Genomic DNA, 11,384 nt, shown 5'->3' on the forward strand with positions numbered 1-11,384 from the left:
GACAAGCACGGTCGCACTGACCTTCGACGACGGCCCGGATCCGGAATCGACGCCGGCCATCCTCGACGCACTGGCGGCCGCGCGCGTGCACGCGACGTTCTTTCTGCTCGGCTCGATGCTCGAGCGAGCACCCGCGCTCGGCGCGGAGATCGTCGCCGCCGGGCACGAGGCGGCGGTGCACGGGTGGAGTCACCGCTGCCTGCTGGCGCGCGGGCCCGTATCGACGTACCGCGACATCGCCCGCGGCTATGACCTGATCGCGGAGATGACGGGGAGCACTCCGCGACACTATCGACCGCCGTACGGGATACTCTCGGCCGCGGCGCTGGCCACGGCCCGGCGGCTGGAACTGACGCCGGTGCTGTGGACGGCGTGCGGGAAGGACTGGGCGCGGACCGCCACGGCGGACACGGTGGCCCGCCGGGTGGTCGGCGAACTTCGGCCCGGTGCCACCGTCCTGCTACACGACTCCGATTGCACATCGGCATCCGGCGCGTGGCGCGCGACCCTCGGCGCGATCCCGCGGATCGTGGACGAGTGCGCCGAGCGTGGCCTGGTCGTCGGCTCTCTCGCCGAGCGGACACCTACCGCTCGGCATGCGCCGCGCGGCCGCACCGGGTAGCCCGATTGCTGGGACTCACTCGCCGGCGCGGGCCGATGTCAGGCGTCTTCGAGGGCTTCGCCGATCTCATGGGCCACGCGGTTGTGTTGATTCTCCGCGAGCCAATGTCCGCCGGCCAGTACCAGCGCGACCGGCCATTCGATGATCTCCGCGGCGGCGAGGGCGCCGAGTGCGCCGTAGTATGCCAGCTGTTCGGGGCGGGGGACCGGTACTCGGCCGAGCAGCGGAAGTTCCACCGCGAAGCTGTGCGCGGCCATGACCTTGTCAACCGCGTTCCGGTGGCTGGTATGCGATTCGTCGGCCATATGTTGCCTCCCGGTCATGTGATATTCGGGATCTCGACGCCTGGGTTCGTCACGATGTCCATCGTGACGACATCTGAGGTAGGCGGGCGGGATCCGTTGACGGGCGCGCTGACGCAGGTGCTGACCGTTCCGCTGCGCGAGTTGTACGCGGTGTTGTGGCGCCTGGGAGTCATCGACGTCGTCGGCGAATCATCACGCTGATCGCCCCACGCTACGCCGTGAGGTGATACCGCTGCGGGCTAAGCCTTGCTCGGTGCGTGCCGCGATCCGGTCGCGGTCTTTTCGGGGGTCGTCTTCCCCTCGTCGTCGCTGGGTAGCGCAGGGCGCTCACCGGGAGGTTGCTGCTCGTCACGCGCGGCAGGAGCACCGGTAGCGGATGCCGGCTGCTGGTCCGGGTGCGAAATCAGCTTCCGGATCACGAGTGCGGTGCCACCCACGCCCAACAGCACGGGCCAGTCCACGACTCCCGTGGCTCCGATCGCGGCCAGCGTGAGCGCGGCCGCCGGCGTCGAATGACTACCGCTGCTCAGTCCGCTCCGCACCCCGGACACGACGCCCTGCATACCGCCGAGAACACCGTTCACCGCAGCGCCGCCCACCGCCCCGGCCGCGGACGTGGTCGCATCGGCCGTCCACGAAATTGCTCTTACCCCACCCTCGAGAAGGTCCATCGTCACTCCCTTTGAGTTCACCTTTTGGACATCTGCGAGCAAGCTGCAGTCTACTCGCGACAAGGGGGCGCACCGGGGGCAGCGACCGAGATGAAACATGCCCCGGCACCCTGCGGCGGCCGGGTCGAACACGTCCTCCGGGGGCGTAGTGGCGACGAGCCTCGATCGGTCGATCACGCCAACCGCCGGTCCGGGTCGCCACGGGTGCGGCGGCGCTCCGGTGTGCGGATCGCGGGCGGAGCGACCCTTGTGATCGATGCGGCGCCGGGCGGAGAATCGGTGAGTGGTAGTCCGAACTCCGGCGAAAGAAATTGTGATGTCTCGAAGGATTGGTCTTGCCGTCGCCACAGCTGTCACCACGTTGACCTTGGGAGCCGCCGCCCCCGCGATCGCCTCGGCCGCGGCGCCTGCGGCCGACCAGCCGGCGACCAGTGACACAGCCGCTCAGGGGACGCAGATTCAGTGGCTCTCCGTTTGCCTGAACCTTCCTCTCGGATCGGCGAGCGTCAGCTTCTGCGTCTAGCGTGAAACGGGTGCCCGGCACCGGTCGCGCCGGTGCCGGTGGAATTCTGTCGCCGTTCCGGTTCGGAAAGACCGGCACATCTACTCCGGAGCGGGGCGCCCTTCTCCATCCGATCCGACCGCTGCACGAATTCTGGTGACGAGGTCGTCGAGCCGGCGCTGATGCGAACCCTCCCAGTAGATCCGGTGGCAGTCCCGGCATTCCCTGAAGGTGTCGTAGTACTTGCGGGTCAGTGGTTCGAGCCTGTCGCTGATGTCCTGTTCGGCCACGTCGGTCAGCAGGCCCCCGCAGGGCAGGCAGCGGCTGAACGGCCGCAGCCGATCGGTCAGATCGAGCCGGCGGATCACCTCGACGAGCTGGTCGACGGGCTGGTTCGAACGCACGAAGACTCCGTGGGTCACGTTGCGTCGCTTCAGGAGTCCGCGGTCGCGGGTGAGGATGATCCGGTGTTCGTCCGCGGCGGACGCTGCCAGCGCGGCATCGTCGGTGTCCTGCGGGATCCGGGCGTCGAGGCCCATCAACCGCATGAGCCGGGCGAGCCCGCCGAGATTGACGTCCACGATGAAACGCGGATCGCGCAGCGGCCGGGGACGCACCCGCGTCGACGGTCCGATGTCGAGGGTCTCGAATACCGGGTAGGCGGCGAGCCGATCGTCCGGCCGCGGGTGGTGGCCGAAGTCGACGGATTCACCGTTCACCAGCATGAGGTCGACCTCGGTATGTGGGATGCCCGCGGCCTCGACGATGTCTTTCACGGTCTGATGCGGACGGATCGGCCGCCGCTGCGCGACGTACCGCGCGCCCGGCGGCACGAAGTCGTTCAGCTCGGCATAGACCCGCAGTTCGACACTTGCGGTCATGAAGACCATTGTCGTCCTGCTCCCGATGCGCGACGCGATGAGCGACGACGGTGCGACACGCGCGCAGTCCGATCACGGCCGGGCCGCGCGGAAGCGGCTACCAGGTATAGATATGCCCGGGTGACCACATACCGCTGTGGGTCTCCTGGGTGACCGCGGGTGTCGCCGGGACCGCCGAGGGATCGATCGGCGCGAGGCGTTGCAGTTCGCCCCAATCCTGGTCCCAGTCGAAGGCGAGGTAGGTGGCCAGGGTTTGCGAGCGCAGCAATTGCTGACTCCAGCCCAGCGGTCCGCCGCCCGCGTGGCTTTCCCACATCGTGGTGTCGGCCGCGCCCAGACGGTTGGGCAGGATGCGCCAGCCCGGGACCTGGGCGATGCCGTCCTTGTGGTCGAAGGGACGCTGGCAGGGGAACTGCAGGCCCACGGCCCAGTCCAGGAGTACCGGTTGCTTCGAGCCGACCAGGTCGTTGAGGGTGTGCGTCTTCGGTATGCGAGGGGGAGTCAGCGCCACCCAGCGCTGCGGATCCAGGTTGTGATCCTTGGCCACGATGCGGATCACGTTGGCGGTGGCGGGAATTCGGTCCAGGGGAACTCGCAGGTTCCGCCAGGACGGCGCCGGGCCGATGTCGATCGGGGTCACCCGTCCGAGTGCATGTGCGCTGGTCGGGGAGTCGGTACTGCCGTATTCGATCTCCACCGGTTCCCCGCCGACGTATCCGTTGTTCGGACCGACCGCCTGGATGCGCCCGGCCGCGGCGATCGAGACGATATCGCTGCGGTCGTGCTGGGCGGGCAGGCGGTACCAGCCGGTGACGAGATCGGCGGGCTGCTCCTCGCCGTAGGTGCCGAGCTCCGGTGTGGTCGCCGCGTCGAGCCCGTACGGCAGTGGGGCGCCGCCCGTTTGGGTGGCCGACTCGCCGGTGCCGGATTTGTCGCCGAAGGATTTGGCGATGCTGCTGGTCTCCTCCTGCTCGTCGGGAGACATCACGTCGCCGACGCCGTTCGGCACGAATCCGCGCGCACCGTTGGTGAAGGTGGAGAATTGGTCGCCGACCAGCGGCTGCATCATCGAGGCGTTGGGGTCGGTTTCGACGAGGACCTTGTTGGCCAGCCCGCACGGATTGCCCACTACCGCATGGATATTCGAGGATGCCAGCGAGAATCCCGGGTATTGCGCCACCGCGCCCGCGGTGAACGAGAACACCTCGAACACCACCAGGGTCGCGGCTGCCGCCATCAGCGGCGGGAACTTCGCCAGGCGCCAGGCGCGCGGCGAGACTCGGTGCGGGATACCGGGTTTCGGTGCCCGCACATGCCACCAGATCGCCAGCAGCAGGCACAGCGCGGCGATGATCAGGAAGATTCTGCTGAATCCGATGCCGAGAACGGCGGGGGGCTCGTTCCACCACGGGACACCGAAACTCGATACCCACCACCACTGGTTCACACTGGTGAAGATCTGCGCCATCGCCAGCGCCACCACCGCCGCGAACAGGGCGCGGTTGCGTGGTGAGCGCATCACCCGCGGCCCCACCGCGACCGCGGTGAGGACCGCCACCGATCCGGCCAGTCCGGCGTACACACCGTTGTGATGGGTGAATTTCGTCGGGCAGGTCGCCATCAGCACCATGGCCCCGAAGGTCACACCGAGCAGCCGCCGCGCCGGTCCGGGCGCGGTGAACGGAATGCGACCGCCCTTGCGCAGCAGGACGAAGACGCAGACCAGCAGGCTCAGCCACATCGCGACCATGCCGAAGCGGCGGGCGATGGAACCGTCGGCCGACGGCATGAACAGCCACTGGTAGTTCAGGTAGTCGTTGTACCACTCAGCAACTGTTCCAGTGGCAGAACAACTGGCTGTCGTACCGGACGACGGCCGAGTCGTTGAAGCGCGAGCGCTTCCTGTACATCGCCGAGGCCGGGCCCTACAGCGGTGCGGACCGGCGGCGCGTGCTCGCCGAGCGGATCGAGAACATCGCCGCGGGGGAAGCTGTCGAATGGTCGACGCGGCACATGCCGAGTGACCGAGCATGAATCGCGGTTGATCACGTAACCGAATGGCGATGAGCGTCGATGAATCGGGTGCGGATCCAGAGTGATCGACGGTCCGCGCGATATCCGTGGGGCGGATTCATGCTCTCCAACGGGAGGACGCCATGGTGCTGTATCTGATGCTCGTTCTCGTGGCCACGGTCGCCACCGCGGCGTTGACGGCGCACGGCACCCTGGACGGGCTGCGTCGCCCGGGACGGGCGGTTCCCGAGCGCCGGGCGGCGGCGCGGGAACGCCTTTCGGCGCCCGCGCGAGCCCGTGTCGCGGGCGGGGACGGGGTACGTGTCCGCAGCTGCCGTTCCCTGGGGGGAAGCCCGGCCGCACGCCGCTCGTAAACATGCGGGCTCGCCGGCGGTATTGGCATTCTCTTTTTTCGCAAGTACCGTATTCACCAATGGGTGACGCGGTCGCCCGGCGTAGCGGCGGGTTGGAGGTCTTCGTGCGTGTCGGAGTGATGATCGGGCCGGAGAAGGGGGATTCCGCGCGCAAGCTGAGCCGGATGCTCGACGACATCGCCTGGGCCGAGGACGCGGGGCTCGACACCGCGTGGATTCCGCAGATCCCCAGCGATTTCGACGCGCTGATCACGGTCGCGGCGATGGGATTGCGGACTCGCCGGATCGAATTGGGGACCGCCGTGGTTCCGCTGCAGGCGCAACATCCGATCGCGCTGGCCCGCCAGGCGTTGTCGGCGCAGGCTGCCGCGGGTGGGCGGCTGGCGCTGGGGGTGGGCCCCTCGCATCACTGGATCGTGCGTGACATGCTCGGCTTGCCGTACGAGCGCCCCGCGGCCTACACGCGGGACTATCTGGACGTACTGGCGGCGGGACTGACCGGACCGGGTGCCGTGGACGTCGAGAACGACACGTTCACCGTGCACAATCCGCTCGATCTGGGCCCGGTCGCTCCGGTGCCGGTGCTGGTGGCCGCGCTCGGGCCGGTGATGTTGCGCATCGCGGGGGAGCGGGCCGACGGGACCATTCTGTGGATGGCCGACGAGCGCGCGATCGCCGACCATGTGATGCCCAAGATCACCAAGGCCGCCGCCGACGCGGGCCGGGTGCCGCCGCGCATCGTGGCGGGACTTCCGGTCTGCCTGTGCCGGGCCGGAGAGGTCGACGAGGCGAAGGCGCGGGCCAATCGCATTCTCGGCGAGGCGGAGATCTCGCCCAATTATCAGCGCCTGCTCGAACAGGGGGACGCCCGCGACGTCGGCGACATCTGCGTCGCCGGTGACGAGGCCGCCATCGCCGCCGGATTGCGCCGTTTCGCGGAGGCGGGCACCACCGATGTCTCGATCCGGCTGCTGCCGATCGGTGACAGCCGCGACGAACTGATCGCATCGAAGCGCCGCACCCGGGAGATGATCGCGGAACTGGCCCGGGAATTGCGATGAGCGCCGACGCTTCTCCGGGTCCCGGCCCGGATACGCGGACCGAAGCGTCGTCGGAGCACGGCTGCGCCGGTCCGCTGGCGGGGATTCGCGTTCTCGAGGTCGGCACGATGCTCGCCGGTCCCTATGCGACGATGATGCTCGCGGACCTGGGCGCGCAGGTCACCAAGCTGGAACCGGCCGGCGGCGACATCTCCCGGCAGGTCGGCGACAGCTATTTCGCGAGTCTGAACCGCGGCAAACGCAGTATCCGGCTCGATCCCGGCAGTGTGGACGGCCGGGCGCGTCTGGGCGAACTGGTCGCGAATTCGCATGCGCTGCTGGTGAATTTGAAACCCTCCGCGATCCGTCGGCTCGGTCTGACCTATGCGTCGCTGCGAGAATTCAACCCGGCGATCGTCTGCGTCGCGATCACCGGATTCGGTCTCTACGGCGGCGACGATCCGGCCTTCGACTACATCGTGCAGGCCGCCACGGGGGTCGCGGCGCTCACCGGCGATCCCGCCGGACCGCCGACCCTGCCCGGCTATTCCTCCGCCGACAACTCCACCGGCCTGACCGCGGCGCTGGGTCTGCTCGCGCAGATCGTGTCCGGACGCGGCGGTCAGGTGGACGTCTGCCTGCGCGATGTGATGTTGTCGCAGTTGAACTATCACGCGGCGGCCTATCTCAACGAGGGCACACACCCGCAGCGGCGCCCGTTCGGCGCGCACTCGTATTACGTTCCGGCGCAGCTGTTTCCGACCGCCGACGGTTACCTGGCGTTGTTCGTCACGCACGATCGCTTCTGGAAGACCTTCGCCGCCGAGGCCGGGGTGACGGGATTCGACACCATGGCCGAACGCGTATCCCGCCGAGCCGAGGTGCTCGCCGCGGTGACCGCCGCGCTGGCCCGCGACGACGCCCGCGGCTGGGAGAGGCGACTGCGGCCGCTGGGCATTCCCGCCGCGGCGGTTCGCAGCTTGCCCGAAGCGCTCGACGCCACTCCGGAAGTCGTGGCCGAGGCGGGACCGTACCGTTTGGTGGCCTCGCCTATTCGAATCGGCGGTTACACACCGGAATACGGGCCGCCGCCACTGCTGGGTGAACACGACAGCCAGGAGCCGGTGCCGCAGTGAGTCGCCAGGGCGCCGACCGGTTATCGGCCTCGTCGCTGCTCGCTCGAGCCGGGCGCAACGGAAATCGTCCGCTCGCGAGATAGGCGCAGCAGCAGGCCGAGGGGCCAGCCGCTGCACCGACGACGCGATCGCCCGGGGAGGGAACCGAGGCGGTCGAGCAGGGGACGACCGCCGGGGCCGGCCGCCTACTCGTAGTGCACCGTCACCGACTCGGTATCCGGCACCGCCTGGCAGGTGAGGACGTAACCGTCCTCGACCTCGTCGTCGGCGAGGGCGTCGTTCACCCGCATCGTGGCGCTGCCCTCGCTGAGCCGGGCCATACACGTGGCGCAGTTACCGGATTCGCAGGAGAACGGCGGGGTCAGACCCGCGCGCCGCGCACTCTCCAGCAGGGTCTCACCGGCGTGGCGCGGGACCGTGGCCTTCTTGCGGTTGAGGTAGATCGTGACGGTGCCACCGCCGGATTCGGCTGCGGGCGTGGTTGTTTCGGACGCGGTATCGTCTGCGATCGCCGAGTCGGCGAGTTCGGGAACCGGTGCGCCGAACCGCTCGCTGAAGATCACCCCCGGGCCGGGAAGCGCCCCCTCCACCATTTCCATGAACTTCTCCGGCCCGCACACATAGCTGTCGGCATGACCATCCGCGCCGACGAACTCACGCACCGCCGCCGGATCGAGTAGTCCGGCCACGCTGTCGAGATGCCGGACCACCTGAAGCCGGCCGCGATAGCGCTGCGCCAGTTCGAGCAGCGTGGTGCCGAAGATGACCGACTCGGCGTCGCGGTCCGCGCACAGCAGCCGCACCTGCCGCGCGGTGGTGGCCAGCGCGCTCTTGGCCAGCGACAACACCGGCGTGATCCCGCTGCCGCCGCTGAATCCCAGGAGCGGAACCTCGGTGTCGCGCAGGCAGAATCGGCCGGCCGGGCGGCCCATATCGATCTCGTCGCCCTTGGACACGGTGTCCAGCAACCAGTTCGAGACCTTGCCGCCCGGAACCCGTTTGACCGTCGTCATCAGTTCGGCGTCGGTTTCCGGTGCGCTGGACATCGAATAGGACCGGTACAGCTCGGTGCCGTCGACCCGGACCCGGAAGGTGCAGAACTGTCCGGCGCGATAGGTGAGCGGGCCGTCGTGCGGGGCCAGCACGAAGGTCCGCGCATCGGCGCACTCCTTCACGATCCGGGTCACGGTCGCGGGCCGGAACATCGGGGGACTCGCCATGGAACGCCTCTCCTGGTATTAAGATTCTTATACAAAGAGAATAGCGTTCTCCTGAACGAGATGGGATTTTCTCATGACCGAGCCGACGGCGATCGTGTTCGACGATCGGCACTACAGCCTGTCGCAGCTCGACGAGCTGGCCGGCGGGCTGGCGCTCACCCTGCACGCGCGCGGCGTCCGGGCGGGCAGCCGGATCGCCGTGATGTCGTCCAATCGCCCGGAATTCGTCCTCGCGGTGCTGGCCGCGTGGAAGCTCGGTGCGGCGGTGGTTCTGCTGAGCCCGGCGTGGCGGCGCGCCGAGGCCGAGCACGCGCTCGCGATCACCACGCCCGGATTCGCGATCGGCGACCATTCCGTACTGGCCGAACTGATGCCCATGCTCGATCTCGGCGAACCGATCACGCCCAGCCGCGAGGAATTCGACCCGCCGGATCCGGAATCGGATGCGGTGCTGGTGTTCAGCTCCGGCACCACCGGCCTGCCGAAGGCGGTGCGCCACACCCACGCCTCCTTCGCCGCCGCGGTGCGCGACTGGCAGCAGGTCCTGGAGCTGGGCAGCGACGACCGGATCCAGATCCTGACCCCGCCGTCTCACATCCTCGGCCTGCTCAATATCGTCACCGCGCTGCGGGCCGGCGCCTGGATGCGGCTGCATCGCCGCTTCGATCTCGAGTCGATGCTGCGCAGCATCGAACGCGACCGGATCACCGTGGAGATGGCGGTGGCGCCGATCGCGCTGGCCATCGCCTCGCATCCGGGGCTGGAATCGTTCGACCTGTCCTCGCTGCGCTACATCATGTGGGGTGCGACGCCGGTGACGGTGAGCGTGGCCGAAACCGTCACCCGCCGCACGGGCGTGCGCTGGCTGCCCGCCTACGGCGCCACCGAACTGCCGGTGCTGGCCTGCAATCCGATCGCGGGCGCCCGGCTGGACACGGTGGGACGGGCCGCTCCCGGCGTGTGCCTGCGGACGGCGTCGCTCGACGACGGAACACCGTTGCCGCCCGGGGAGATCGGGGAGATCCAGGCGCGGTCGCCGTCGCTGATGGCGGGGTATCTGCCCGACGGCGCCGACGCGGGAGCCGTGGTGGACGGCTGGTACCGCACCGGCGATGTCGGCTGGATCGACGCCGACGGCTGGGTCCGCATCACCGATCGGGTGAAGGAGATGATCAAGGTCCGCGGCTTCCAGGTCGCGCCCGCCGAGATCGAGTCCGTCCTGCATGGGCATCCCGCCGTCGCCGACTGCGCGGTCTTCGGCGTGGCCGACGGCGCCGACGGCGAGGCGATCGTCGCAGCGGTAGCGGCCGCCGCGCCGGTCACCGCGGAGGAGTTGTCCGCGCTGGTCGCCGATCGGCTGGCCGGATACAAGCGGCTGCGCCGGGTGGTCTTCGTCCCCGAAATCCCGCGCCTGCCGTCCGGCAAGGTGCTGCGCCGAGTTCTCGAGGAGCGCTATGGATGTCCGTCTGACCAGTGAACAGCGCCAATTGCGTGATGCCGCAGCGAAATTGGCCGACGATCTGGGCCCCGGCTCGGTGGCCGACCTGGCCGATAGGGAGCGGATCACGCGGCTGGACAAGACCGTCGAGCTGACCGGATGGCGAGCCCTGCGCTCCGACGGCGCGTCGGGTGTGGAAGTGGCATTGGTCGCAGAGGAATTCGCGCGCGGACTGGTCGATGTGGCGTTTCTGGGCCCGGTGCTGGCTGACGACCTGCGCGGCCATCCCGCCGGAGAGGACGGGCGCTGGACACTGGGGGTGCGTGGCCGTGCCGTCGACGCGGCCGGATGCGATCGGGCGGTGGTGCTCGCCGACGGCCAGGTGCTGGCCGGTCGGCTGGGGTCCGCCACGCCGCTGGCGGATCCGACCCGGACGGCGGCCGACCTCGACGGACGGCTCGAACATATCGGGGAACTGTCGGCCGATCAGGCGTCACAATGGTTCGCACTCGCGCTGGTCGGCACCACCGCTGATCTGCTCGGCGCTGCCCGGGGCGCGCAGCGGCTGGCCGTCGACTACGCGAAAGTTCGTGCGCAGTACGGCAAGACGATCGGCTCCTATCAGGCCGTCGCCCATCTGCTCGCCGAATCGCAGGCGCTGATCGAGGGCTCGGTCAGTGTGCTGCGCTACGCCGCCTGGGGTGTGGATGAACTGGCGCCCGACGAGGCGGTGCGCGCCGCCCGCATCGCCAAGATCTACTGTGCCCGCGCCGCCCGCACCGTGTGCGAAACCGCCATCCAGGTGCACGGCGGCATCGGCAACACCTGGGAATGCCTGGCGCACATCTATCTCCGTCGCGTCCTGGTCTCGACCGAACTGTTTCCCGTCCGTCTGGAGGAGATCGCCCGTGGACTTTCGTGACTCACCGGCCGAGGCCGAATTCCGGGATCGGTTGCGCCACTGGCTGTCCGAGGTCGCCGGCGACTTCCCGACCTCCGGGGACGAATACTGGGCCCGCCAGGGAGAGTGGCATCGCGCCCTGTACGGGGCCGGTTTCTTCGGGTCGTCGTGGCCGAAGGAGTTCGGCGGACACGATCTGCCCCCGGTCTACGACGTGATCGTCGACGAGGAGCTGGCCCGCGCGGGCGCGCCGCCCCGGCCGAGTCTGGGTTATCTGATCC

The 11,384-nt window shown here is 69.0% G+C and carries 14 protein-coding genes and 1 pseudogene; 9 read left to right on the forward strand and 6 right to left on the reverse strand.

Annotated features, from left to right (window positions below):
• Window positions 1-622: polysaccharide deacetylase family protein (locus IRT45_RS35010; protein ID WP_194810046.1), on the forward strand; the 622-nt coding region annotated here is incomplete at its 5' end.
• Window positions 623-660: 38 nt separating this feature from the next.
• Here the strand turns inward: IRT45_RS35010 and IRT45_RS35015 are convergent.
• Window positions 661-927 carry a hypothetical protein gene (locus IRT45_RS35015; protein ID WP_194810047.1) on the reverse strand — a complete coding sequence of 89 codons (267 nt, stop codon included), beginning with the start codon at window positions 925-927 and terminating at the stop codon, window positions 661-663.
• A gap of 63 nt (window positions 928-990) precedes the next feature.
• Here IRT45_RS35015 and IRT45_RS35020 point away from each other — a divergent pair, with 63 nt between their 5' ends.
• Complete coding sequence (locus tag IRT45_RS35020; protein WP_194810048.1) at window positions 991-1,128, forward strand: Rv1535 domain-containing protein; 138 nt, start codon at window positions 991-993, stop codon at window positions 1,126-1,128.
• 38 nt (window positions 1,129-1,166) lie between these two features.
• Here the strand turns inward: IRT45_RS35020 and IRT45_RS37385 are convergent, their stop codons facing one another.
• The 4 genes and pseudogenes from IRT45_RS37385 to IRT45_RS37615 form a co-directional block, all read right to left on the reverse strand.
• A complete protein-coding gene (locus tag IRT45_RS37385) occupies window positions 1,167-1,598 on the reverse strand; it encodes a hypothetical protein (RefSeq protein ID WP_228535935.1) in 432 nt (143 codons plus the stop codon).
• A gap of 603 nt (window positions 1,599-2,201) precedes the next feature.
• Entirely contained in the window at window positions 2,202-2,981 is a 780-nt protein-coding gene (locus IRT45_RS35030) for a Mut7-C RNAse domain-containing protein (RefSeq protein WP_194810049.1), read from the reverse strand.
• Window positions 2,982-3,078: 97 nt separating this feature from the next.
• Complete coding sequence (locus tag IRT45_RS35035; RefSeq protein ID WP_255535653.1) at window positions 3,079-4,218, reverse strand: arabinosyltransferase C-terminal domain-containing protein; 1,140 nt, start codon at window positions 4,216-4,218, stop codon at window positions 3,079-3,081.
• A gap of 81 nt (window positions 4,219-4,299) precedes the next feature.
• Window positions 4,300-4,818: pseudogene (locus tag IRT45_RS37615) on the reverse strand (arabinosyltransferase domain-containing protein); the annotation flags it as partial.
• Here IRT45_RS37615 and IRT45_RS35040 point away from each other — a divergent pair.
• From IRT45_RS35040 to IRT45_RS35055, 4 genes are all read left to right on the forward strand, one after another.
• Entirely contained in the window at window positions 4,815-5,015 is a 201-nt protein-coding gene (locus IRT45_RS35040; RefSeq protein ID WP_194810056.1) for a DUF4231 domain-containing protein, read from the forward strand. The pseudogene IRT45_RS37615 and the gene IRT45_RS35040 overlap by 4 nt on opposite strands.
• A 122-nt stretch (window positions 5,016-5,137) precedes the next feature.
• A complete protein-coding gene (locus IRT45_RS35045; RefSeq protein ID WP_194810050.1) occupies window positions 5,138-5,368 on the forward strand; it encodes a hypothetical protein in 231 nt (76 codons plus the stop codon).
• 104 nt (window positions 5,369-5,472) lie between these two features.
• Window positions 5,473-6,429 carry a TIGR03564 family F420-dependent LLM class oxidoreductase gene (locus IRT45_RS35050; RefSeq protein ID WP_194810057.1) on the forward strand — a complete coding sequence of 319 codons (957 nt, stop codon included), beginning with the start codon at window positions 5,473-5,475 and terminating at the stop codon, window positions 6,427-6,429.
• Window positions 6,426-7,544, forward strand: coding sequence for a CaiB/BaiF CoA-transferase family protein (locus IRT45_RS35055; RefSeq protein WP_194810051.1), 1,119 nt, complete (start codon window positions 6,426-6,428; stop codon window positions 7,542-7,544). Before IRT45_RS35050 ends, IRT45_RS35055 begins: the two co-directional genes overlap by 4 nt.
• A 185-nt stretch (window positions 7,545-7,729) precedes the next feature.
• Here IRT45_RS35055 and IRT45_RS35060 read toward each other — a convergent pair whose 3' ends face one another.
• Window positions 7,730-8,764 (reverse strand): ferredoxin--NADP reductase, encoded by a 1,035-nt coding sequence (locus IRT45_RS35060; RefSeq protein WP_194810052.1) that lies wholly within the window; start codon window positions 8,762-8,764, stop codon window positions 7,730-7,732.
• Between the two features lie 73 nt (window positions 8,765-8,837).
• Here IRT45_RS35060 and IRT45_RS35065 point away from each other — a divergent pair, with 73 nt between their 5' ends.
• From IRT45_RS35065 to IRT45_RS35075, 3 genes are all read left to right on the forward strand, one after another.
• Window positions 8,838-10,241 carry a class I adenylate-forming enzyme family protein gene (locus IRT45_RS35065; protein ID WP_194810053.1) on the forward strand — a complete coding sequence of 468 codons (1,404 nt, stop codon included), beginning with the start codon at window positions 8,838-8,840 and terminating at the stop codon, window positions 10,239-10,241.
• The gene (locus IRT45_RS35070; RefSeq protein WP_194810054.1) at window positions 10,219-11,124 is read left to right on the forward strand and encodes an acyl-CoA dehydrogenase family protein; all 906 of its coding nucleotides are present in this window, start codon (window positions 10,219-10,221) and stop codon (window positions 11,122-11,124) included. The genes IRT45_RS35065 and IRT45_RS35070 overlap by 23 nt, the downstream gene beginning before the upstream one ends.
• Window positions 11,111-11,384: acyl-CoA dehydrogenase family protein (locus IRT45_RS35075; RefSeq protein WP_194810055.1), on the forward strand; the 274-nt coding region annotated here is incomplete at its 3' end. The genes IRT45_RS35070 and IRT45_RS35075, both read left to right, overlap by 14 nt.

Origin of the sequence: Nocardia sp. BSTN01, from assembly GCF_015354405.1 — a bacterium.
GTDB lineage: Bacteria > Actinomycetota > Actinomycetes > Mycobacteriales > Mycobacteriaceae > Nocardia.